General features: G+C 68.2%; 22 protein-coding genes. 10 read left to right on the top strand and 12 right to left on the bottom strand.

The window, feature by feature from the left end:
• Window positions 1–7: 7 nt before the first annotated feature.
• Window positions 8–466 carry a VOC family protein gene (locus tag K8940_RS08395; protein WP_223394602.1) on the bottom strand — a complete coding sequence of 153 codons (459 nt, stop codon included), beginning with the start codon at window positions 464–466 and terminating at the stop codon, window positions 8–10.
• A 46-nt stretch (window positions 467–512) separates the two neighbouring features.
• The gene (locus K8940_RS08390; RefSeq protein WP_223394600.1) at window positions 513–1217 is read right to left on the bottom strand and encodes a helix-turn-helix domain-containing protein; all 705 of its coding nucleotides are present in this window, start codon (window positions 1215–1217) and stop codon (window positions 513–515) included.
• Window positions 1218–1300: 83 nt separating this feature from the next.
• On the opposite strand from K8940_RS08390, the gene K8940_RS08385 reads away from it, so the two are divergent.
• Window positions 1301–1957, top strand: coding sequence for a class I SAM-dependent methyltransferase (locus K8940_RS08385; RefSeq protein WP_223394598.1), 657 nt, complete (start codon window positions 1301–1303; stop codon window positions 1955–1957).
• Here the strand turns inward: K8940_RS08385 and K8940_RS08380 are convergent.
• Window positions 1954–3204, bottom strand: a complete 1251-nt coding sequence (locus K8940_RS08380) for an ectonucleotide pyrophosphatase/phosphodiesterase (RefSeq protein ID WP_223394596.1) — start codon at window positions 3202–3204, stop codon at window positions 1954–1956. The two genes, K8940_RS08385 and K8940_RS08380, sit on opposite strands and share 4 nt — an antisense overlap.
• A 166-nt stretch (window positions 3205–3370) precedes the next feature.
• Here K8940_RS08380 and K8940_RS08375 point away from each other — a divergent pair, with 166 nt between their 5' ends.
• The 3 genes from K8940_RS08375 to K8940_RS08365 are packed head-to-tail and all read left to right on the top strand — an operon-like array spanning window position 3371 to window position 5645.
• Window positions 3371–4267: an ABC transporter ATP-binding protein gene (locus K8940_RS08375; RefSeq protein WP_223394594.1), complete on the top strand. Its 897-nt coding sequence runs from the start codon at window positions 3371–3373 to the stop codon at window positions 4265–4267.
• Window positions 4267–5094, top strand: coding sequence for an ABC transporter permease (locus tag K8940_RS08370; RefSeq protein ID WP_223394592.1), 828 nt, complete (start codon window positions 4267–4269; stop codon window positions 5092–5094). Before K8940_RS08375 ends, K8940_RS08370 begins: the two co-directional genes overlap by 1 nt.
• A 2-nt stretch (window positions 5095–5096) precedes the next feature.
• A complete protein-coding gene (locus K8940_RS08365; protein ID WP_317847029.1) occupies window positions 5097–5645 on the top strand; it encodes a sugar O-acetyltransferase in 549 nt (182 codons plus the stop codon).
• A gap of 81 nt (window positions 5646–5726) precedes the next feature.
• Here K8940_RS08365 and K8940_RS08360 read toward each other — a convergent pair whose 3' ends face one another.
• Entirely contained in the window at window positions 5727–6158 is a 432-nt protein-coding gene (locus K8940_RS08360; protein ID WP_223394590.1) for an Lrp/AsnC family transcriptional regulator, read from the bottom strand.
• A gap of 120 nt (window positions 6159–6278) precedes the next feature.
• On the opposite strand from K8940_RS08360, the gene K8940_RS08355 reads away from it, so the two are divergent.
• Genes K8940_RS08355 through K8940_RS08340 form a run of 4 tightly spaced genes read left to right on the top strand, consistent with a single transcriptional unit; the run spans window position 6279 to window position 11360 of the window.
• The gene (locus K8940_RS08355; protein ID WP_223394587.1) at window positions 6279–7379 is read left to right on the top strand and encodes a saccharopine dehydrogenase family protein; all 1101 of its coding nucleotides are present in this window, start codon (window positions 6279–6281) and stop codon (window positions 7377–7379) included.
• On the top strand, window positions 7366–8811 hold the full coding sequence (locus tag K8940_RS08350) for an FAD-binding oxidoreductase (protein WP_223394585.1): 1446 nt from the start codon (window positions 7366–7368) through the stop codon (window positions 8809–8811). Before K8940_RS08355 ends, K8940_RS08350 begins: the two co-directional genes overlap by 14 nt.
• Window positions 8808–10331 carry an aldehyde dehydrogenase family protein gene (locus tag K8940_RS08345; protein ID WP_223394583.1) on the top strand — a complete coding sequence of 508 codons (1524 nt, stop codon included), beginning with the start codon at window positions 8808–8810 and terminating at the stop codon, window positions 10329–10331. The genes K8940_RS08350 and K8940_RS08345 overlap by 4 nt, the downstream gene beginning before the upstream one ends.
• Window positions 10332–10343: 12 nt before the next feature.
• Window positions 10344–11360 (top strand): 2-oxoadipate dioxygenase/decarboxylase family protein, encoded by a 1017-nt coding sequence (locus K8940_RS08340; protein WP_223394581.1) that lies wholly within the window; start codon window positions 10344–10346, stop codon window positions 11358–11360.
• Window positions 11361–11452: 92 nt separating this feature from the next.
• Here the strand turns inward: K8940_RS08340 and alr are convergent, their stop codons facing one another.
• Together alr and K8940_RS08330 are read right to left on the bottom strand one after the other, a co-directional pair.
• Window positions 11453–12724 carry an alanine racemase gene (gene alr / locus K8940_RS08335; RefSeq protein ID WP_223394579.1) on the bottom strand — a complete coding sequence of 424 codons (1272 nt, stop codon included), beginning with the start codon at window positions 12722–12724 and terminating at the stop codon, window positions 11453–11455.
• Between the two features lie 172 nt (window positions 12725–12896).
• Entirely contained in the window at window positions 12897–14339 is a 1443-nt protein-coding gene (locus K8940_RS08330) for an N-acyl-D-amino-acid deacylase family protein (RefSeq protein ID WP_223395800.1), read from the bottom strand.
• A 265-nt stretch (window positions 14340–14604) separates the two neighbouring features.
• Here K8940_RS08330 and K8940_RS08325 point away from each other — a divergent pair, with 265 nt between their 5' ends.
• Window positions 14605–15114 carry an Lrp/AsnC family transcriptional regulator gene (locus K8940_RS08325; protein ID WP_223394577.1) on the top strand — a complete coding sequence of 170 codons (510 nt, stop codon included), beginning with the start codon at window positions 14605–14607 and terminating at the stop codon, window positions 15112–15114.
• On the opposite strand, the gene K8940_RS08320 is transcribed toward K8940_RS08325, so the two are convergent.
• The 6 genes from K8940_RS08320 to K8940_RS08295 all read right to left on the bottom strand — a co-directional run bounded on the left by K8940_RS08320 (window position 15111) and on the right by K8940_RS08295 (window position 20132).
• Window positions 15111–16097, bottom strand: a complete 987-nt coding sequence (locus tag K8940_RS08320) for a dipeptide epimerase (RefSeq protein WP_223394575.1) — start codon at window positions 16095–16097, stop codon at window positions 15111–15113. The two genes, K8940_RS08325 and K8940_RS08320, sit on opposite strands and share 4 nt — an antisense overlap.
• Window positions 16097–17122, bottom strand: coding sequence for a DUF1611 domain-containing protein (locus K8940_RS08315; protein ID WP_223394573.1), 1026 nt, complete (start codon window positions 17120–17122; stop codon window positions 16097–16099). The genes K8940_RS08320 and K8940_RS08315 overlap by 1 nt, the downstream gene beginning before the upstream one ends.
• 14 nt (window positions 17123–17136) lie before the next feature.
• Complete coding sequence (locus K8940_RS08310) at window positions 17137–17490, bottom strand: Lrp/AsnC ligand binding domain-containing protein (protein WP_223394571.1); 354 nt, start codon at window positions 17488–17490, stop codon at window positions 17137–17139.
• A 100-nt stretch (window positions 17491–17590) separates the two neighbouring features.
• Window positions 17591–18040: an Lrp/AsnC family transcriptional regulator gene (locus tag K8940_RS08305; RefSeq protein ID WP_223394568.1), complete on the bottom strand. Its 450-nt coding sequence runs from the start codon at window positions 18038–18040 to the stop codon at window positions 17591–17593.
• A 30-nt stretch (window positions 18041–18070) separates the two neighbouring features.
• Window positions 18071–19084: an isoaspartyl peptidase/L-asparaginase family protein gene (locus K8940_RS08300; RefSeq protein WP_411675586.1), complete on the bottom strand. Its 1014-nt coding sequence runs from the start codon at window positions 19082–19084 to the stop codon at window positions 18071–18073.
• Window positions 19085–19121: 37 nt separating this feature from the next.
• Window positions 19122–20132 (bottom strand): cyanophycinase, encoded by a 1011-nt coding sequence (locus tag K8940_RS08295; protein WP_223394564.1) that lies wholly within the window; start codon window positions 20130–20132, stop codon window positions 19122–19124.
• A gap of 279 nt (window positions 20133–20411) precedes the next feature.
• Between K8940_RS08295 and K8940_RS08290 the strand changes: the two genes are divergently transcribed.
• Entirely contained in the window at window positions 20412–23219 is a 2808-nt protein-coding gene (locus K8940_RS08290; protein WP_223394562.1) for a TonB-dependent receptor plug domain-containing protein, read from the top strand.
• Window positions 23220–23269: the final 50 nt, after the last annotated feature.

Below are 23269 nucleotides of genomic sequence, written 5' to 3'. Positions count from 1 at the left end.
GGCGCGATCATCCCGCCCCGACCGCGATCTTCAGGCCGCTGCGCTGTTCCATCTCCTCGACCGAGACCACTTCGACATCGGCCGACACCGTCCAGATGTGGCCCTCGGGATCGCGGCAGCGGTAGGTGCGCGCGCCGTAGAACTGGGTCTCGGGCGAGGCCATGATCTCCGCGCCCGCCGCCTGGGCCCGCGCGCAATGACCGTCGACGTCGGCGGCGATGTAGATGTGCACGGACTGGGTGTTCTTGAGCCCCACCGAGGCCGGGCTGGCGTGGTTCTCGCTCCACTCGTTGCCGATCATGATCCGGTGGCCAGCATATTCCATCTGCGAGTGAGCCAGGTTGCCGTCGGCGTCCTCGATCAGCAGGCTCAGCTCGAAGCCGAACGCCTTTTCCAGGAAGGTGATCGCCGCCTTGGGATCGCGATAGCTGAGGGCCGAGACCAGGCCGGGGCGGGAGTCGGACATGGCGAAATCCTTTTCGAAGATCGACAATATTTAACGCATATTGCAACTATCTAGGCAAGGGGCTCAACAGTCGGGCGATCGTCAGGGGCGTGATCCCGAAGAAGCGGTTCATGGCCCGGTTCAGGTGCGACTGGTCGGCGAAGCCCGCCTCGGCGGCGGCGATCGCCAATCCCTCGCCGGCCCGCAGGCGCAACAGCGCCACCTCCAGCCGCCGCCACAGCCGCCAATGCGCCAGCGGGGCGCCCAGCTCGGCCTGGGCCAAGGCTCGCAGGCGCGCCGTCGACAGGCCCGCCCGGGCGGCCAGATCCGCCAGACTGAGCTCGCCGCCCAGGTCGTCCAGCACGAGCTTCAGGCGCGGATCGATCGCCGAGGCTTCGCCCAGCAACGCCTCGGCATTCAGCGCCGCGACGGGGTCTTCGCCTGCTAGCATCGGCGTCCAGGCGGCCGGCGCGGGGGCCACGGCGGATCGGCGCGTCAGGTCCCAGCGCCGCGCCAGCCGTCCCAGCGGCCGCGGATAGATCGCCCGCAACGGCCCGTCGGCGCCGAGCAGCCGATGCCGCGCCCCTGGCGGAATGATGATCACGGGCGCGGCCACGACGCCGTGTTCGCCCTCCACCCGCACGGCTCCCTCCAGCCCCGCCACGACCTGGCCGCAGAGATGGCCATGGGCGCGCGAGTCGCCGCTGACGCCCTCGAAGCACCACCAGTCGCGGCCGATCCAGACCTTTCCGGACCATCCGGGCTCGCCCATGCCGCCTCCCCAACGCACGCAAGCGTTCAGTCCAAGACGCTCCGTCGCGGCGCCCGCCATGCTGAAGATCTGGAGGACCTCGGATGACGCAGCAAGCCCAATACGTGCCCGCCCTGGGACGGCCCGAACTGACAGGAGCCTATGACCTCGTCGTTTCGCTGGCGACCCGTGAACGTCGCTGGCGCGCGGCCCTGCTGGCGGCCCTGGCCCCGCGGGACGGCGAGACGATCGTCGACATAGGCTGCGGCACCGGCTCGCAGGCCATCGCCATCAAGCGCGCGCGGCCGGGCGCGCGGGTCGTCGGGATCGATCCGGATCCGGCGGTGCTGGCCATCGCCGAGGCCAAGGCCGAACGCGCGGGTGTGTCGATCGAGTGGATCCTGGGCCTGGGCGACCGGGCTGACACCCTGGTCGGCCGCGGCGTCGCCGACGCGGTGATCTCCAGTCTGGTCCTGCACCAGTGCGACGAACCCGTGAAGGGTGAAATCCTGAAGGCCATGGCGCGCCTGGCCCGTCCCGGCGCGCGGGTGCTGATCGCCGACTACGGCCGCCAGCGTGGCTTGATGCGGCTGCTGTTCCGGATGGTCCAGGCGGTGGACGGCTTCGAGCGCACCGAGTTCAACGCCATCGGCGCCCTGCCCGGCCTGATGCGCGCCAGCGGCCTCACGGCGGTGACGGAACGGGACCGGTTCGCCACGCCGACGGGATCGATCTCGATCTACACGACCCGCGCCGGCTAGCGCAGGGCCGCTCCCACCACCTTTAGCGAGCCGTCGCCCTTCTCGGGCTTCACGCCGGTGATCCGCGCCAGCAGCGGATAGACGTCGACATTGTCGAAAAGCGGCAGCGTGACGCCCGGCTTGAACGACGGTCCATGGGCGACGAACACCGCGCGCATCAGCGGATCGTAGGGGTCGAAGCCGTGCGCCCCGCCGTCGACATTGTCCCATTTGCCTGGCTTGGCCTTGGCTTCGCGCGTGGTGGAGTACCAGCCGGTCTCCGACAGGCAGACGATGGCCGGCACGCGCTTGTTGCGGCCGTAGTGGAAACGGGCCGGGATCGCCGCCTTCTTCCAGCAGGTCATGTGCGGCAGGGGCTTGGACAGGAACGCCGTCTCCACCGTTCGCTCGTGACCCGGCTCCGCCGACAGGCTGGTCACCGCGCCCTTGGTGACCAGACGGACCTTGGCCATGTCGACCAGGTCGTCCAGCACCACGCGGTGGGCGGCCGGCAGCGGGGCCATGCCGTGGTCGGCGACCACGATGATGTCGGTCGCCTCGAACCGCCCGCGCGCCTTCAGGCCCTCGACCAGGCGTCCCAGCTGTCGGTCGACCTCGACCAGGGCCGCTCGCAGCTCCGGCGAGTCCGGGCCGTAGTGGTGGCCCTCGGTGTCGACGGCGTCGAAATAGAGCGTGGTGAAGGCCAGGGGCGGGCCGGCGGCGGCGTCCAGCCAGGCCAGGATCTGGTCCACGCGGGCGTCGTAGGGGAATGCGCTGTCGTACTTGATCCAGTGCGCGGGCCGCACGCCGTCGATCTCGGTTTCCGAGCCCGGCCAGAACATGGCGGCGGCCCTCTTGCCCTGCTGCTCGACCGAGACCCAGAAGGGCTTGGCCTGGTTCCACCAGCGCGGGTCGTTGGCGTTCGGGCCGTTCATCTTGAACCTGGGCCCGCCGATCACGGCGTCCTCCATCTCGTTGCCGACCACCCCGCTGTGGTCCGGCCGCTTGCCGGTCACCAGGGTGTAGTGATTGGGATAGGTCAGGCTCGGAAACGAGGGCCGCATCGCCCCGCGCGCGCCATCGTCGGCCAGGGCCTTCAGGTTCGGCGTCACGCCGCGATCCAGATAGTCGGCGCGGAAGCCGTCCAGCGAAACCAGGACCGTCAGATGCGGGGCCTTCTCCCGCGCCGAGGCGACGCCGCCCGCAAAGGCGAGGCCGAGCGCCAGGGCAAGGCCAAGAACACGGGAAACGAAGCGACGGACGAACATCGAGGGACTCACGAAAGCGGAACGACCCGACCTGATCACGGCGCGAGGTTGCACGCGTATGACAACCGCCCTCCGCCCCCATGACCGGCTCTTAACTTGGCGCATGCCCGGCGCCTCGCCATAGTCCCCGCGTCGAGCCGAGTCGTTCGGCGCCCGGGAAACCCGCATGTCGATCGCCCTCGAGGCCGACCGCCTCACCAAGACTTACGGGGCGGTGCGCGCCCTCGACGACTTCTCCCTCGCCATTCCCGCCGGCGGCGTGTTCGGAATCCTGGGCCCCAACGGCGCGGGCAAGAGCACCCTGTTCCGCATCGCGCTCGGCCTGGTGCGGCCGACCAGCGGCTCGGCCCGCCTGTTCGGCGCGCCGGCCGGCGACATCACCGCCCTTCGCAAGGTCGGCTCGATGATCGAGACGCCGCGCTATCCCGCCTATCTGACCGCCCGCGACACCCTGACGATGCTGGCCCTGGAGAGCAGCGCAAAAAGCGCCGACGTCGCCGGCTGGCTGGAGCGGGTCAGCCTGACCCACGCCGCCGACCGCTCGACCAGCGGCTTCTCGGTGGGCATGAAGCAGCGCCTGGGCCTGGCCGCCGCCTTCCTGACCAAGCCCCAGCTGGTCATCCTGGACGAGCCGACCAGCGGCATGGATCCCGCCGGCATCCAGGAGATCCGCGCCCTGATCGTGGACCTGGCCAAGCGCGAGGGCGTCACGGTCATCCTGGCCAGCCACCAGCTGGACGAGGTGCGCCGCGTCTGCGACCGGGTCGCCATCCTGTCGCGCGGCAAGGTGGTCGCCGAGGGCGGCGTCGCCGAACTGACCGCCGGCGAGGCCCGCCTGCGCATCACTATCGCCTCGCCCGTCGCCCAGGTGCTCGCGGTGCTGGGCGGCCGAGGCGCGGCCGATGGCCCAGACGCGGTCCTGGCCGACATCGCCCGCGAGGAGGCCCCCGCCCTGATCCGGAGCCTGGTCGAGGCCGGGGTCGACATCGTCGAGGCCCGCTGGCGTGAGGTCGACCTCGAGGGCGTCTACCTGAAGACCCTTCAGACAGAAGGAGCCGCGTGATGCTCGCTGACGCCATCGCCGCTGAACGCTTCCGCCTGCTGCGTGACCGTTCGGCGCTGTTCTGGGGCTTCTGCTTCGCGCCGCTGGTGGGGTTCATCCTCAGCGTCGGCGGCGACCTCTTCATGCGCCATGTGATCAAGAAGCCGATGCCCGGTATCGGGATCGGCCTGATCGACCAGGTGATCAAGGCGCTGGCCACGGGGTTCTCGACCTTCGACGCACTGTTCCTGATGATCGGCGCGGCGGCCGTCCTGGCCGGCGACTACCGCTGGGAGACCTGGCGGCTGCTGGCCCCACGCAACACCCGCCAGAACCTCCTGCTGGCCAAGCTGGTGGTCGTGGGCGAGGCGATGTTCTGGAGCCTGGTCCTGACCGCCGCGCTGTCGGCGGCGGCGGGCGTGATCGGCGCGGGGATCAACGGCAAGACCCTGTCGCTCTCGATGTTCGGGCGCGGACCGTTCGACATCCTGGGCGTCCTGGCCATCACCTGGCTGGAGGCCATGACCCTGGCGGCCTTGGCGGCCTGCGTGGGCGTGCTGTCGCGCTCGACCATGGGTGTGGTGATCGCCTGCCTGGGCGTGCGCTTCGTCCAGACCGTGCTGGCCAGCTCGCTGCGCCTGATGGAGGAAGGCCAGCCAAGCTGGAAGCTCCTGGTCCTGCCGGTCTTCGACGCCGACCTGCTGCGCGCGGCCCTGCTGGATCCCGCCCAGCTGGGCCAGGCGTCCAACTCGGCGGGCGCCGCCTTCATCGCCCTGCTCGCCTGGACGACAGTGCTGACCGCCGGCGCAGTGTTCCTGTTCCGCCGCCAGGACCTGACCAAGGAGTGAGCGTGAAGACCCAGAAGCAGCGGATGCTGGCCGGCGAGCCCTACAGCGCCGCCGATCCCGAGATCCAGGCCGACCAGCGCGCCGCCCAGGCCTGGATGGACCGCTACAACGCCTCCGACCTCGACGAGCGCCCCGCCCTGCTGGCCGAGCGCCTGGGCGCTGTGGGCGAGAACGTCGCCATCCGCGCGCCCTTCCACGTCGACTACGGCTACAACATCAAGCTGGGCGACGGCGTCTTCATGAACTTCGGCTGCGTGATCCTGGACGTGGTCGAGGTCACCATCGGCGCGGCCACCGCCATCGGTCCGGGCGTACAGATCCTGACCGCCGACCATCCGCGCGATCCGGTCGAGCGGCGCGCGGGCCTGGAGTCGGGCAAGCCGATCCACATCGGCGCCAATGTCTGGATCGGCGGCGGCGCGATCGTCCTGCCCGGCGTGACGATCGGCGACGACGCGGTGGTCGGGGCCGGCGCGGTGGTCACCCGCGACGTGGCCCCAGGCGCGACCGTGGTCGGCAATCCGGCGCGGCCGGTGAGGTCGAAGGGGTAGTCACGACAATCCGCGAACGGACTTCCGGAGTGTGGCAACGGGTGGAAAGGGGCCATTGGCCCGCGTCAGCCCTTCCGGACCCTATCGGTCGAACTTGGTCGACAGCACTATCGACGAGGTCGTGCGCTCGACGCCCGGCAGATGGCCGATGCTGTCGATGATCTCGTCCATTCGCGCCACCGATGTGGCGGCCGCCACCGCGATCATGTCGAAATCGCCGCTGACGGAATGCAGGACTCGCACCTCGCGAATGGCCCTGAGCGCCGCTTCCACGGCGCGGCTTTCCTTGGGGGCGATCTTGATCATGACATGCGCGCGCACGGCGCCATGCGCGTGGTCCGGCGACAAGCGGACGGCGTACCCCATGATGATCCCGTCTCTTTCGAGACGCTCGATGCGGCTCTGGACCGTCGTCCGCGATCGACCGACCCGCCGAGCTAGGTCGGCGGTCGAGGCCCGCCCATTTTCCTGCAGGGCGGCGAGCAATTTCTGGTCAACGGCGTCGATCGGCATTCCGCCGAAACTCCCCTTCATTTCGACGGCATGTTCCCTGCATTTCGACAATAGCGCCACTATAAATCGTTTATGCGACCGGCATCATGGATCCGCGCTCTTCACCGGAGAATGGAAGACATGAAAGAGGTTGTGGTCGTCGGCGGCGGCAAGATCGGGTCCATGATCGCCGAGATGCTGGCGGGGTGCGGCGACTACGCCTTGACCGTGGCGGATGCGTCGGCCCAGGCGCTGGAGCGGCTCGAGACCAGCGCCCCCGTGAAAAAGGTCGCTGTCGATATCACCGACGAGGTCGCCCTGAATGCGCTGATGGCCGGCAAGTTCGCGGTCTTGAGCGCCGCGCCCTTCCATCTGACCGTCGCCATCGCCCGAGCCGCGAAGGCCGCCGGCGCCCACTATCTGGATCTCACCGAAGACGTGGCCAGCACCCGGGCGGTCAAGGCGCTGGCCAAGGACGCCAAGAGCGCATTCGTTCCCCAATGCGGCCTCGCGCCAGGCTTCATCACGATCGCCGCCTTCGATCTGGCGCAGCGGTTCGACGAACTTTACGACGTGCGGATGGGCGTGGGCGCCCTGCCGCAGTTTCCATCCAACGCGCTTAACTACAACCTGACCTGGTCGACCGACGGCCTGATCAACGAGTACTGCGAGCCGTGCGAAGCGATCGTCGGCGGCGTGCGTCGTGAGACCCAGCCGCTGGAGGACCGCGAGGAGTTCGCCTTGGACGGCGTCCTCTACGAAGCCTTCAACACCTCGGGCGGTCTCGGCACGCTGTGCGAGACGCTCGACGGCAAGGTGCGAAACCTGTCGTACCGCACGATCCGCTATCCGGGCCACGCGGTCTTCATGAGGGCGCTGCTGAACGATCTGCGCCTGCGGGATCGGCGCGAGGTGCTCAAGGATATCCTGGAAAACGCCTTGCCCGCCACACTGCAGGACGTGGTGATCGTGTTCGCCAGCGTGAGCGGTCTGCGCGGCGGTCGCCTGATGCAAGAGACCTACGCCCAGAAGATCTACGGCGCTCATATCGGCGGCCGGCCCCGCAGCGCGATCCAGATCACGACCGCGGCCGGCATCTGCGCCGTGCTCGACCTTCTGGCCGAAGGCAAGCTGCCCTCGACCGGCTTCGTGCGACAAGAGGATGTCGCCCTGGCCGATTTCCTGGCCAACCGGTTCGGGCGGCGCTACGCCCCGGCCCAGGTCGAACATGTCGCAGCCTGATCTGTCAGGCCTCGCCGCCCATCTGGCCGCCCTGGAGACTCTGGTCGGCCCCACCGGCTTGGTGACCGATCCGGCCGATCGCGCCCGCTACGAGACGCCCGCGCGCTACGCCGCCGGCGTGGCGGCGGCGGTGTTGCGTCCCGCCAGCACCAGCGAGGTCTCGGCCGTGGTCGGCTACTGTGCGCGGCACGGCCTGACCTTCGTTCCGCAGGGGGCGAACACAGGCCTGGCCGAGGGCTCGACACCGGACGCGAGCGGCGCGCATCTGGTTTTGTCCCTGGACCGCCTGGGCGCGCCACTGAAGATCGATGTCGCTGATCGGACCGCCGAGGTCGGCGCCGGCGTTCGCCTCTCGGCCCTGAACGCCGCGCTCGAGCCCCATGGCCTGTTCCTGCCGATCGACCTTGGCGCCGACCCTACCGTGGGCGGCATGGCGGCCACGAATGCGGGCGGCGCGCGCTTCCTGCGCTATGGCGATATGCGCCGCCACGTACTGGGGCTGGAGGTCGTGCTTCCCGATCCCGCCGGCACGGTGCTGACGCTTTCACACGGCCTTCGCAAGGACAATGCCGCGATCGCCCTCCGGCAACTGTTCGTCGGCGGCTGCGGCGCGTTCGGCGTGATCACCAAGGCCACCGTTGAGGTCCACCATCGCCCGCGGCAGACGGCCGCCGCCCTCCTCATCCCGCGCGACATGGAGGCGGTTCTCTCGCTGCTCTTAGCTTTCGAGGCCGAGGCCGGCCCCTTGCTGACCGCATTCGAGGGCATGTCCAAGGCCGCGATGGAACGCGCCGTCGCTCATGTTCCCTCCCTGTCCAACCCCTTCTCCGGGGGAATGGCGGACTATGCCGTCCTGGTTGAACTGACCCGCCCTTGGGCGCCGCGTGAGGGCGAGAACTCTCTCGACGAAACCCTCCAGCTGATCGCCGGCCGCCTGCTGGAACTGGACGACGGTCCGCTGACGGACGCTCTGTTCGGCTCGGCGGCGAAAATGTGGGCCTTGCGCCACGCCCTGTCCGAAGGACTGCGCGCGAGCGGTCCGGTCGTCGGCTTCGATCTCAGCTTCCGGCGGCGGGATCTCGCCCGCTTCCGGGCCGAGGCCACGAAGATGCTCGACGCGAGCTTCCCCGACTATGCCCTTTGCGACTTCGGCCATGTCGCCGATGGGGGGATCCATTTCAACCTTGTCGGTCCGACCACGCCCGAACGTCGAGCTGCCTTGCGCGAGGCGGTTCTGACGCTCGCCATCGACGGCTTTGGCGCCAGCTTCAGCGGCGAACACGGCCTGGGGCGCGCCTTTCAGGACGCCTACGACCGGTTCACGCCCCGCGCCATCCAGGACTATTCCGCCGCCGTAGCCGCCGTCTTCGGACAAGGGTCGGCCAGCGTCCGGCTCGCCCCCACCACGTCTTTGCCCTCAGGATCCCTATGAGCAACCTGCCCTCCGCCCTCGCCGACGCGCGCGCCTTGCTGGAACGCCTCGGCGTCACCCCCGCCATCCTCGACGCCGGCGCGCTGAAGGCCCGTTCGCCGGTCACCGGCGAGACCCTCGCCAACCTGCGCGAACACACCACCGACGAGGCCGCCGTCGCGATCGGCGCCGCCCACGAGGCCTATCTGGCCTGGCGCAAGGTTCCCGCGCCACGCCGGGGCGAACTGGTCCGCCTGTTGGGCGAAGAGCTCCGCGCCGCCAAGGCCGACCTCGCCGCGCTGGTCACCCTGGAGGCCGGCAAGGTCACCTCCGAGGGCCTGGGCGAGGTACAGGAGATGATCGACATCTGCGACTACGCCACCGGCCTGTCGCGACAGCTGTTCGGCCTGACCCTGGCCACCGAGCGCCCGTCGCACCGCATGATGGAGACCTGGCACCCCCTGGGCGTGGTGGGCGTGATCAGCGCCTTCAACTTCCCCGTCGCCGTCTGGTCCTGGAACGCGGCCCTGGCCTTCGTTTGCGGCGACACCGTGGTCTGGAAGCCGTCCGAAAAGACGCCGCTGACCGCCTTGGCCGTGCAGGCGCTGTTCGAGAAGGCCCGCGCCAAGTTCGGGCCGGACGCGCCCGAGGGGCTTTCCACGCTGCTGATCGGCGGGCGGGCGCTGGGAGAGGTCCTCGTCGATCATCCCCAGGTTCCTCTGGTCTCGGCCACCGGCTCGACCGCAATGGGCCGTCAAGTCGGGCCGCGCCTCGCCGCCCGCTTCGCCCGCGCGCTGCTCGAACTGGGCGGCAACAACGCTGCGATCATCACGCCTTCGGCCGACCTGGATCTGGCGGTTCGGGGCGTGGCGTTCGCCGCCATGGGGACGGCCGGCCAGCGCTGCACCACGCTCCGCCGGCTGTTCGTGCATGAGAGCGTCTACGACACATTCGTTTCCCGGCTTAAGGCCGCCTACCCGGCCGTTCCGGTGGGCGACCCACGCGCGGCCGGCGTGCTGGTCGGGCCGCTGATCGACAAGACGGCCTTCGACGCCATGCAGTCGGCGCTGGACCAGGCCCGGGCGGCCGGCGGTCGCGTAACCGGCGGAGCGCGCGTCGACGCGGCCGGGCCCGACGCCTTCTACGCGGCCCCCGCCCTGGTCGAGATCGATCGCCAGGCCGAGATCGTCAAGCACGAGACCTTCGCCCCGATCCTCTATGTCATGCGCTATGCGGAGCTGAGCGACGCCATCGCCGCCCAGAACGACGTGGCCCAGGGCCTGTCTTCATCGATCTTCACGCTGAACATTCGGGAAGCCGAGCTCTTCGTGTCCGCCGAGGGCAGCGACTGCGGCATCGCCAACGTCAACATCGGCCCCTCGGGCGCAGAGATCGGCGGGGCGTTCGGCGGCGAGAAGGAGACAGGCGGCGGGCGCGAGGCCGGCTCCGACAGCTGGAAGGCCTACATGCGCCGCGCCACCAACACCATCAACTACGGGACCACCCTGCCGCTGGCGCAGGGCGTGACCTTCGACGTCTGAGGACCTGAAACCATGTCTCACCTCTCCACGCTGGCCGCCTCGGCCGTGGGCCAGAAGGCCGCGGCCACGATCCTGGATATCCTGGAGATCGACCCCGCCCTCAGCGCCGAAACCGATGGTCCGGTCTCGCGCGCCGTCTTCGCCATGGCTCTGAATGCGGTCCTGTTTCACGACGTCATGAACAGAGTCCCCATGGGCGCCGCCTATGTCGCCGACCGCCGCGCCGAGGGTCACAAGATCCTGTTCGACCACGGCGCCTTGCGGACGATCGATTTCGGCGCCGGCCCGACCGGCTCGCTGCCAGGCGGCCACAAGGCCTTCGCCCGGATTCTCGAACCGCTGGGCTATGAGGTCGCCGATGTCTATCCGCTCGACGGCCTGAAGATGACCGGTCGCGCCTATGCCCACGCGGACAAGCCCGACATGATCCCACAGTTCTTCGTCAGCGAGCTTCACGTCGAGCGCTTTTCCCCGGCCTTCCAGGTCATCGCCCACGCGGTGTTCGATTCCTCCGCCGACCCCCTGGGCCCCGCCGCCAAGGCCGCGTTGCAAGCCTTCTCCTCAACGGGCGGATGCGATCTGGACGACGCCCGCGCCGCCCTGCCTGAACTTGTCGCCGCCTTCGCGCGCACGCACGGTCCGGTCCGGCTCGAACACTACGAGGCGCTGAAGGCGGAATCGGCGGAGGCCGCGTGGATCGCCACCGAAGGCCAAGCCTTCAACCATGCCACGGACCGCGTTCCCGATGTCGACGCCATCGCCGACGCCCAGAAGGCGTTGGGACGGCCGATCAAGGACGCCGTGGAAGTGTCGGCCTCGGGGCGTGTGCGCCAGACCGCCTTCAAGGCTCAACCCGTTTCGCGCGACTTTGTCACCGACGCGGGGCTGGAAACCCGCGGCGTGCCAGGCTCCTTCCACGAGTTCATCACCCGCGACACCTTCGTCGACGACACAGGCGCCACACGCCTGGACCTGCGGTTCGACAGCGCCAACGCTCAAGGCATCTTCAAGATGACCAGGGTCGCATGAGCGCGGCCTTGCCCGCCGATCGCGATCCCGGGCGAACTCTCCGGCGCTCGTTCGGCTGTTCCCGGCGGCTCGGAAGACAGGCCCCTATACGCCTAGGATCCGAGTACGCGCGGGAGCGTGGCGCCCAGCACGGCGAGCATCTCTGGACCATAGGCGGAGCTATTGGCTTCGAACTCGGCCTGCGTGATCCTCTCGCCGCCCTGCGCGCCGAAAAGCACGACCTCGTCGCCAGGACGCACCAGGCCCCGCCCGTCCGTCACGTCGACCATCATGGTGTTCATCGTCACGCGCCCCACCACGGGGAAGCGGCGTCCTCGGATCAATATCTGTGTTCGATTACGGCTCTCCGCCGGAAACTCCAGACGATTGGCATGGCTGAAGCCGCGCCTATAGCCGTCCGAATAGCCGAGCGGAATGTTGGCGAGCCAGCTCTCCCTTTCGAGCCGGAAGGTGCGATCGTAGTTTACCGTTTGGCCCGCTGGGTAGTGATTGATCGCCGCGATGCGCGACTTGATCGCCATGGTCGGCCGATAGGCGTCGACCGCCACCGAGCCCGGATCGCCGTAAAGCAGCCCCCCGACCCGCACCATGTCGAGCCATGTTTCCCGGTGCTTGAGCGTGGCGAAGCTGTTGGCGGTGTGGCGCAGGAGGCCGTCCGTGCTCAGCCCCAGCGATCGCAGCCAAGCAAGGTCCTCCAGGTAGCGATGGAGTTGGCCGAGAATGTCGGCTTCTTCCTCACTCGGATAGTGGGTCATCGCACCCTTGATCGCGAGCCTGTCGAACCCCAGCAGAGCGCGGGCGTCGACCTTCCCATAGTCGCTCGAAAGCTCGATCCCGTTGCGCGACATGCCGCCGCTGTTGAGCGCCAGGTGCACGGGCCACCGCCGCCGCCCCGCCTTCCGCGCCAGGGCCTGCAGATGCGCGGCGGCGTCGGGGTTTCCGATCAGTTCCTCGACGGCGAACGGAACACCATCCTCCATTTCCGCCGCCGTCGCGGCGCGGACACGGACCAGACGGCCGCGATAGCCGAGTCGACGCGCGACCCTGGCCTCGTCGTTCGAGGCTATGGCGAGTTCGCCAATCCGTTTCTTCAAGACGGACGGCATCAGGAGCGCGACGCCGTTGCCATAGGCGTCAGCCTTCATCACCACGCATAGCCGCACCGCGCCGATCAGCGTCCGCACGGTGTCGATGTTGGCCTCGAAAGCGGCGGCGTCGATCTCGATCCAGCCGTTGCGCCGTCTGGCCTGCTCCAGGGTGAGACCGAAATTGTCGGCGGAGAGGATCGGCGCCGCCACGCCCCGCGTCGTGGATGCGGCGGCCAGACTCGCTCCCGCCGCCAGAAATGCGCGCCGCTGCATCATTCCGACTCCACTTCAGAAATGGCGCCTTTGGGGCCGTTCGACCTGACGTCGGGATCGAATTCGACAGGTCGGTTCAGGTGTTCATCGGCCCCGCTCGGCCATGAGGTTCAGCGCCGGAAACTTCGAGGCCGGCGGGTCTCTGCTCAATCGGGGCTCGTGATGGTCTTGGCCGTCAGTCGACCGGCCGCCAGCCGGCTCGGCGCACGATCTGGCCAGGCCGCGCTCCGGTCGCCGCGTCCTCTTCGAAGACGATCACGCCGTTGACCCAGACGGTGGCGACGCCCGCGGCCAGGGCGTTAGGGTGGTCCAGATCCGAACGGTCGCCGATGCGCGCGGGATCGAACAACACCAGGTCGGCATAAAGACCCGGCGCGATCGTTCCTCGGTCGGCCAGGCCAAGCTGGGCGGCGGTCTGGGCCGACATCTTGTGCACGGCCTGCTCCAGGGTCAGCAGATGTTTTTCCCGAACATAGACACGCAGGATCTTGGCGAAGGCGCCGAAGCCTCGGGGATGCAGGCCGTGCGTCATGCCATCGGAGCAGATCACCGCGTGCTTCCAGGCGATGAAGGCGGCGATGTCGGGCTCGGCCATGGCCGAGCCGATCACGGCGTCCACGCGCTCGACCTGCGGATGCGCCGCGCCGTAGGCCTCTGATTGCCGCGTCAGCGCCAAATAAGTCTCGACCGGATCGGCATGCCGTTCGGCCGCGATTTGGGCGATCGTCTTGCCCACCAGGGACGGGTCAGGCGCGAAGACCGCGATCCGCAGGCCCTCGGGCGTGGTTAGCTTGGTCAGGGCGAAGCGCGCGGCGGCCCGGTCCTCGAAGTTCCGCTCCGGCAGCAGCACCGACAGATTGCTCTGCCAATAGCTGTAGGGATAGACGTCGGCGGTGATGTCCACGCCCTGGGCGCGGGCGGCGTCCAGTTTGGCCAGGATCGCGGGCGCGTCGCCCCAACGGTCGACCAGGCCGATCTTCAGGTGCGAGATCTGAACGGGCAACCTGGCCTCGCGGCCGATGGCGATGATCTCGTCGATCGCCGCATCCAGCCGGACGTCCTCGCTGCGCATATGGCTGATGTAGCGCCCGCCGCCGGCCGCGGCTGTCTTGGCCAGGGCGACCACCTCTTGCGGCGTTCCGTAGATCCCGGGGTCGTATTCCAGCCCGGTGGACAGGCCCAGGGAGCCGGCGCGCAGATCCGCGGCGAGGTGGTCCTGCATGCGCGCGATCTCGGACCGCGTGGCCGGACGCTTGTAGTCCTGGCCCATGGCGCGCGCGCGCAAGCTGCCGTGTCCGGTGTAGGACGCGACGTTGACGGCCAGCGGCGAGCGCGCCAGTTGTTCGAAATAGGTCTTCAGGGGAAGCGCGGATTCCCCATCCTGCCCAACCACGATGGTGGTGACGCCTTGAGCGGTCACGGCCGTCATGTCTGGCGTCTTTTCCGCCTGTCGGTCGTGGTGGCTGTGGGCGTCGATGAAGCCCGGCGCCAATGTCAGCCCCTTGGCGTTGACAATGGCCTCGCCCCGAACGCGCCTGAGGCGCCCGACAGCGACAATGCGATCCTTATCGATCCGGACACTGACCGAACGGGCCGGCGTTCCGGAGCCGTCGATCACCCTGGCGTTGATAATGAGCGTCGAGGCCCAAGCGCCGGATCCCAGCAATCCCGCGACGGCGACGCCAAGGACCGATCGGAATAGATAGGATCTCACGAGCCCCGCCTTCTCTTGTCACCTGGCGAGTCTAGCCGGGCGGCGACGGGGGTTTCCGCCGTTTCGGACATCGTCGACGCTCGTAGCTCTCCCAATATCGGGCGCTCGCGCTCACCCTCCCCGCCGGCCTTGCGCTAAGGCTGGGAACGACGATCAGCAAGGACCGCTCATGACCGACCAGCGCAAGGACCTCGACCGCATCGATCTCAAGATCCTGGCGCTGCTGCAACGCCAGGGGCGGGTCACCAAGGCCGCGATGGGCGAGTTGGTCGGCCTGTCGGCTTCGCGGTGCTGGGAACGCATGAAGCGACTGGAAAAGTCCAAGATCATCCGGGGCTACCACGCCGAGGTCGACCTTGGCCGGCTGGCCAAGCTGTCGACCTTCGTCGTGCAGATCAAGCTGACCGACTATTCGTACGCCAAGGCCAAGGTCTTCGAGGCCGGGATCGCCGACCTGCCCAATGTCATTGGCTGTCAGGCAGTGCTGGGCGGGATCGACTATCTGATCACGGTGGCCGCTTTCGGCATCGAACACTACCAGACGATCATGGAGCACATGCTCGATCATCTGAACGTCTCGTTTGACTACGTCACCTTGCCGGTCACCAAGAAGCTGAAAGGCGAAGCGAGCCTGGATCTGGCCGCGCTGCTGGCGACGGCGCGGGATCTCGAAGCCTAGCCCCAGAGGTCCGGCCCGTTTGGGCGCAACCAGCCATCCCGGTAGCCGAAGCCGCCGTCGACGTCGCGGACCAGCTGCATGGGGCAATCCAGGTCTACGATCTCGCAGTCCTGGGCCAGCAGCAGCGCCGGGGCGATCCCCAACGAGGTCCCCTCCATGCAGCCGACCATCAACCGCAAGCCCCGTTCGCGGGCGGCTTTGGCGAGGGCCAGCGCCTCGGTCAGCCCCCCGGCCTTGTCCAGCTTGATGTTGCAGAAGGCGTAACGGCCCACGATCCGGTCGAGGTCGGCGCGATCATCGAACGACTCGTCGGCGCACAGGGGCACGGCGCCGCGATAGTCGAAAAGCTCGTCGTCACGGCCGACCGGCAGCGGCTGCTCCAGCAGTTCCACACCCATCTGTGCCATGCGCGGAGCACGGTCATTCAGTTGCGCCAGCGTCCAGCCCTGGTTGGCGTCGGCGATCAGGCGCGCCCGCGGCGCAGCCGATCGGATAGCTTCCAGGCGCGCCATGTCGTCGGCGTCGCCCAGCTTGACCTTCAGCGCCCCGTAGCGCTCGGCCCAGCGCGCGGCCTTGGCGCCCATGGCCGGCGGCGTATCCATGCCCAGGGTGACAAAGGTCTCGATGGCGCGCAGCGGTGCGAGGCCCGCGCGCGCAGCCGCGCGCGTCCCGGATCGCTTTGCCTCAAGATCCCAGAGCGCGCAGTCGATCGCGTTGCGCGCACCGCCAGGCGGCAGGCGGGTCGCCAGATCGGCGCGATCCAGGCTCTCGCCGCGATCCAGCCGCTCGGCGGCCTCTCGCAACTGGCGCAGCATCCGGTCGGGCGTGTCGCCGCGATAGTCGACGCCCGCCGCCTCGCCGCGCCCGATGACACCGTCCGCCTCCACCTCGACCTCTACGACCAGGGCCTCGGCATAGGTCTTGCGGGCGATGACGAACGGCTCGATCAGGGCATGGACCCGCTCTCGCGCGGTCAGGCGCATCAGGCCGCGCCGCGCCGGGACGGCCTGGTCAGCAGGGCGTCGACGATCGTCGACACGCCGGTGCGCACCGGATCGCAACACGGAACGCCCAGAGCCGAGGCCGTCTCGGCCAAGCGCCTGGCCGCCGCCTCCGGCGACAGGCGCGAGGTGTTGATACAGACGCCCGCGACTCGCGCCGCCGGATTGGTCAGTCGGGCGAGCCGCAAGTTCAGGTCGATCGCCTCGGCGAGGCTGGGCGTGGGGAAGGCCTCCAGACCGTCGATCGCCGTGCGCGTGGCGTCATGGCAGACCACCAGGGCGTCCGGTTGGCTGCCATGGAGCAGCCCCAGAGAGACCCCCGCATAGGCCGGGTGGAACAGCGATCCCTGCCCCTCGATGACATCCCAATGATCCTCGCTCGCCGCCGGGCTGAGGACCTCGGCCGCGCCGGCCACGAAGTCCGAGACGATGGCGTCAATCGGCGCGCCGGATCCGGCGATGAAGATCCCGGTCTGACCCGTGGCGCGAAAATCGGCGCTCACGCCGCGCGCCTCGAGTTCCCTGGCGATGGCCAGGGCCGCGTACATCTTGCCCACGGCGCAGTCGGTGCCGACCGTGAGCAGACGCTGGCCGCTGCGTTTGACACCCTCGCCAACCACGTTGAACCGGGGATCGGGCTCGCGCGCCTCCAACAGTCGCCGTCCCCGCCGCTCGGCCGCCTCGCGAACACGCGGCAGGCTGGCCAGACGCGTGTGGAGGCCCGAGATCAGGTCCAATCCAGCCTCCAGCGCCTCGATGAGCACGGCCTCCCAGTGCGGAGGAATATAGCCGCCGGCATTGGCCACACCGATCAGTAGCGAGCGCGCCCCTGCCGCCCTCGCGGCGCTTGGGGTCATGTCGGGCAAACCCAGATCGACCTCGCAGCCTTGCAGGCGAAGCTGGCCGATGCAGGCCTCTGGCCGCCAATAGGCGACGCCCAAGGCGGTCTTGGCGCTGACCCGATCGACATCGGCCAGGAACATCAGGCTCGGATAGGGAAAGTCCACGGCAAGCTCCCGTGTTAGCGTGTCGCGGGCGTCGCCGAGGCGAAGGATCGGGCGCGAGAAGGACTGACCAACGCGCGCAGGCGCGAGGTCATGGCCGCGCTGACGCCGCGCTGGCGCGCGATCCTGGCGACGAGCGCGTCGAGCGCCTCGGCGTGGGGAGCCTCGACCACCGCGACGAGGTCATAGTCGCCCGAAATCTGGTGCAGGGCGGTCAGGCCGGCGATCTCGGCCAGGGCGCGCTCGGCCTCGGCCATGTCGCACCGCGCCAGCCGCAACATCACGTGGGCGCGCAGCAAGGTATCGTGATGACCGGCGTCGGCCGCCACGCCCAGAAATCCGGGTCCGGTGTCGATCCGCTGGAGGCTCAAGACGTTTCTCCGCTGAAGCTCAGCGGCAGCTTAAGCCGGCGCGCGCCCAGGAAACCGCCGACTTGGCCGGATCTGGCGGGAGAAACCGCCGCGAGCAGCCCTAACGCAGGACTTTCGTCGCCAGCAGGATCGACGAGGTCGTCCGCTCGATGCCCTCGATCTCGCCGATCCGGTCGATCAGCGCGTTGAGCTCGCCGACGGTTTCGGCCTCGACCACCGCGATCAGGTCGTACTCGCCGCTGATCGCATGCAAGGCCGAAAGCTCGGGGATGGCGGCAAGGGCCTCCTCGATGGTCTTGCCGTGCTTCAGCAAAGCCTTGATCATCACCTGGGCGCGGATAAGCCGCCGGTCGTAGGGGTCGCCAAGACGCACCGTGTAGCCGCCGATGACCCCCTCCTCCTCCAGCCGGCTGAGGCGCGCATAGACATTGGCGCGGGAAAGGCCCAGGTCGGTGGCCAGCTTGGTCACCGGCTGACGGGAGTCCTCCCGCAGCATGGCCAGCAGACGCCGGTCCAGATCGCTCAGTCCCCGGTCATCCGATTTCGTCAAGCCTTGCCTCCCCCCTGCTGGCGTTCCAAATCAACGCGGTGACGGCTCGTCGGCATAGATCGCCGTCCGCGGCGTGGGCGCCGCCGAGGAAATCGCGCCACGATACATGCCCAGGTCGTTCATGCCGAACGCCGCCCGCCCCTGGCCGTCGATGGCGATCAGCCCGCCGTCGCCCCCGATCTTGGTGATCGAAGCCATGGTTCCGTCCGCGGCCTGCTGGATGGTCTCTCCCTTCCAGGTCACCCGGTCGCAGACCTGGCGCGCGGCGGTCTCTCGAATGAAATACTCGCCAGAGCCCGTAGCCGACACCGCGCAGGCCCCGTCACGCGCATAGGTCCCCGCGCCGATGATCGGGCTATCGCCGATCCGGCCCCAGCGTTTACCGGTCATGCCGCCGGTCGAGGTGGCCGCGGCCACGTGTCCGGCCTGATCCAGGGCGACCGCGCCGACCGTGCCGAACAGGTGCGTGGGATCCAACATGGCCTGGTGATCCTTGCGCCAGGCCAGCAACTGCTTCCAGCGCTCCTCGGTATAGAAGTACTCCGGCGGCGCCTGTTCCAGGCCCTGCTCCTTGGAGAACTGGTCCGCGCCCTCGCGCGCCAGCAGGACATGGGGCGACTTCTCCATGACCGCGCGAGCCAGGCTGATGGGGTTGCGCGTGCGCGTCACGCCCGCGACCGCCCCGGCCTTCAAGGTGGCGCCGTCCATGATCGCCGCGTCCAGTTCGTTGCGCCCCTCGGCGGTGAAGACCGCGCCCTTACCCGCGTTGAACAGGGGGTTGTCTTCCAGCACCCGCACGGCCGCCTCGACGGCGTCGAGGCTGGAGCCGCCCGCTTTGAGAACCTTGGCGCCCGCCTCGAGCGCCGCGTCCAGGCCGGCGCGGAAGGCCTTGTCCTTCTCGGGCGTCAGTTCACCGCGCTCGAGCACGCCGGCGCCGCCATGCACGGCCAGAGACCATTTGGGCGCCTGGTCGGCCAACGCCGGCGTGGAAAGGGTTACGCCGAAAAGGGCGAGAACGGTAAAGCGGCGAAGCGTCTGAAACATCATCTTGATCTCGGTGGTAACGGACAGTCGGGCGGATCTATCGGTCGCTGCGGACGAACGCGCCCTTGTCGACACGCGCGGTGATGGTGAAGTCGGGCTTGGTGACTGCAAACGTCTTGAAATCGAGCGTGCTGTCGGGACCCAGCCCGATGATCGGGAACGACGTATAGGTCAGCGGCTGTCCGGCGATGATGGTGGCCGGCTTCTTCAGCGGACGCACAAGCCAAGCATGGCCAGGGCCGTAGTAGCGGCCAATACCCTGCCCGTCGACCAGCATGGCGCCAGCCTCGTCCACGCCCAGGCCAGTGATCGCCGTGTCGTTCTCCTCTTGGATCAGCCGCCCGACGAAGGTCACCAGCCGCCCCTGGCGATCGCGCTTGTCGAAGTGGGTGTCGGTGATCACCTTGGAGAGATACGGCAGGTGCAGGAAGTCGCGCACCAGCGTGACGCTGGGCCCGGTGGGGTTCTTCAGCGCGTCTGGCGAGGTCAGGCTGATCGAATCCAGGCAGCCGTAGACATAGCCGCCCAACACCGCCAGCCCCGCGCTGGTGCCGCCGATCGGCTTGCCCGCCTTGATGTGAGCGTCCAGCGCCTTGTTCAGCGCCGTGCCCTTCCAGGCGCGCACGTAATTGCTCTGGTCGCCGCCGCCGAAGAAGATGCCGTCGGCGCGCGCGATGATCGCCAGGAGCTTGGGGTCCTCGCCGGCGTCCTCGTCATGGATCACCAGGGTCTCGACCGAGGCCACGCCGCCGACATCGTTATAGATCTCGTCCTGCAATTCGCGGCCGCCGCGGGCGCGCAGCACGACTATGTGGCCGCCGCCCGACTGCTTGACGAAGGTCCGGAAAGCTTCGATCGGCCAGTCGCCGCCGCCGAACAAACCCAGCAACGGCCCGGTCTTGCCCGGCGTCGGCGCGTTCACGTCGCCGATCATGTAGTACTCGTAGCCCGGCCCGACAGCGTCGGGTCCAGCGGGCGTCGCCGCCCGCGCGGCGGTCACGCCCATCAGCAGCGCGACCGTGGCCATCGCCGATGCCAATCGAACCATTTGGCTTCCTCCGTTCGGGCCAAGCCTAACCGTCCCGCGAATTTTCGCGATCGGGGACAACACGTTTCGCCGACAGGAACAGCCCAATCGCCCAACATCGCGGCGCAATGACCAAATTGCTGCACGGCATGCACAATATGTCCATAAGTTTTGACAATTTGTCATTTCCGACTTTCACTCTGAGAAAGTCGCGGTCCAAATGGATGCAATCTCGGAGTAACGCCGAGGTGCTGAGCACCCAGGACAGGACCGTCGGCGCAACAAATAAGGGGGATATTGATGAAGACGCATCTTCTTCGCGCCAGCGCGCTGGCCGGCGCCGCGGGCCTTCTGATCGTCGGCCAGGCCGCCGCGCAGACGACGTCGACCACCAGCGACGACACCGTCGAAGCGCTGGTGATCACCGGCTCGCGCATCCCTCGCATCGCAACCGAAGGCCCCGCCCCGGTCACGGTCATCACCAGCGACAGCATCAAGGCCGCCGGCTTCAACAGCGTCCCCGACGTCATGCGCTCGCTGACCCAGAATGGCGGCGAGACCCAGACCCAGCAGTCGTCCAGCGGCATGGACTGGACCCCGGGGGCCCAACAGGTTGACCTGCGCGGCCTTGGCCCCAACCACACGCTGGTGCTGGTCAACGGTCGTCGGATCGCTGACTTCCCTCTACCCTATAACGGCAAGAGCGCCTTCACCGACACCTCGTCGATCCCGCTGGGCATGATCGATCGCATTGAGGTGCTGAGCGGCAGCGCCTCGGCGGTCTATGGCTCCGACGCCATCTCGGGCGTCGTGAACTTCAATCTGAAGAAGAAGGTCGACGGCACGACCGTCGACGTGACCTTCGGCGGCTATGAGCATGGCGGCGGCGCCAGCCAGCGCGTCAACATCTCGAGCGGCTATTCGAAGAACGATTTCGACCTGGTGATCGGCGGCGAGTTCGTCAACCAGCGCCCGATGTGGGCCTATGACCGGGATATCCAGGACAGCACCAAGGACAGCCCCAGCAGCCGCACCGCCATCGCGCGGCGGGACTTCCTGCGCATGGATCCGTCCGAAGACGTTTATGTCGACCCCGGCGCAAGCACCTGCAAGGCTCTGTCGAAACTGAACGGCGGGTCGATCGAATATGTCAGCCGCCCCGGTTGGGGCGCCTACGACGCCGATCTCGACGACTACGGCCCCGGCTACTACTGCGGCAGCTACAGCTCGATCGGCTACGGCACGATCGTGAGCGAGCGCAAGAGCGCCAATGTCGTAGCCTCGCTGAACTACGCGCCGCGCGACACGCTCTCGTTCTTCGCCGACATCTCGGCGGGCTACAGCCGCACCCGGCAGTTCCAGGACGTCCTGAACTGGGAGTACCAGGACGCCAACGGCAGCGAGGACGGGATCTTCTACAACCAGTTCACCGGCGCGCTGGATCTTTGGCACCGCAACTTCACGCCCGAGGAGATGGGCGGGCTGAACAAGGGCTTCATCAAGAACGTCTCTAAGACCTTCAGCATCACGCCGGGCGTGAAGGGCTCGCTGGGCGGCGGCTGGGACTACGAGGCCTTCTACAATTTCAGCCAATACCGCTCGTCGATCAGCTGGCCCAAGGTGGTGACCTCGAAGGCGACCGCCCTGTTCCTGGGCTCGCAGCTGGGCGTCGACGCCGACAGCGGCTATCCGATCTTCAACGCCGACCCGGCGCGTCTCTACAAGCCCCTGACCACGGCCGAGTTCGACTCGATCACCGCGCGCACGACTTACAAGCCCGTCGCCCGCCAGCAGGGCGTGTCGTTCCAGATCAACCAGGCGGAACTGTTCCATCTGCCCGCCGGTCCGGTGGGCTTCGCCGCGGTCGCCGAGTACGGCCGCCAGTCTTACAAGCTGGGCCTCGATCCGCTGGCCACGGTGAACTACTATTACGGCCTGCGCGATGCGGACGGCTCGGGTTCCCGCGACCACTGGGGCGCCGGCTACGAGTTCCGCGCGCCTCTGCTGCGCAGCCTCGAGCTGTCCACCGCCGGCCGCTACGACAGCTACAAGTACGGCGGCAACACGATCGACAAGTTCACCTACAACGGCGGCGTCGAGTGGCGTCCGATGAAGACGCTGCTGCTGCGCGCCGCCTACGGCACCGGCTTCCGCGCGCCGGACCTGCATTACGTGTTCGCCAAGGAGGGCATCAGCCACCCCTCGGGCACCGACTACTACCGCTGCCGCACCGAGGAGCCGGACGAGGACGTGGGCGACTGCAGCTACGCCGACGAAGGGCTGGTCAAGGTGCGTCTGGGCAACGCCAAGCTGAAGCCCGAGACCTCGAAGTCGTTCAACTATGGCGCGGTCTGGTCGCCTGTCCGCAACTTCGACATCTCGGTGGACTACTTCCGCGTCCAGCTGGACAACGCCGTGCTCGACATGAGCCTGGACAGCGTCCTGCGCCAGGAAGCCGACTGCCGGATCGGAAAGACGTCGGCGGGCACCGCCGTCAGCATCACCTCGCCGACCTGTGTCGACGCCCTGGCGCGCGTGAAGCGCAATCCGCTGAGCGCGGCCATCAATCCGGGCCAGATCAGCAGCGTGACGATCAACCCGATCAATGTCGCCACCGAGCGGACGACCGGCGTCGACGTCGCGGCCCACTATCGTTTGCCGACCAGCAGCCTGGGGACGTTCAGCTTCAGCCTCGCCCACACCTGGGTGCACAACCACACCAGCCGCCAGTATCCGGGCGACCCGATCGAGAACCAGTTGGCCTTCGACAGCGGCTACGACATCCCGCGCACCAAGAGCAGCGCGGCGATCAATTGGACGCTAGACGGCCTCAGCGTCGGCCTGCACGGCCAACGCCTGGATCGTATCCCGAACTACAACGAGGACGGCTGGACCAAGGCCACCTACATGGTCAACGCCACGGTCCAGTACGAGATCAACGACCGCACGCGCGTGAGCCTGGCCATCGACAATCTGCTGGATAAGGACCCGCCGCGCGACCCGACCTATTCGGGCTATCCGTACTATGACACCTCGTGGTTCTCCTCGACGGGCCGCAGCTACTTCCTGCAGCTGACCCACAAGTTCGGCGGCGCCAGCGGCCTGTGACGCCAGGACCGGAGCGGTCGCGTCGCGACCGCTCCGCTATGCTCGCGAGG

The sequence above is a fragment of the Caulobacter segnis genome (assembly GCF_019931575.1).
Lineage (GTDB): Bacteria > Pseudomonadota > Alphaproteobacteria > Caulobacterales > Caulobacteraceae > Caulobacter > Caulobacter segnis_C.
Note: the sequence above shows the minus strand (reverse complement) of the source record. Positions and strands in the feature narration are given on the sequence as shown.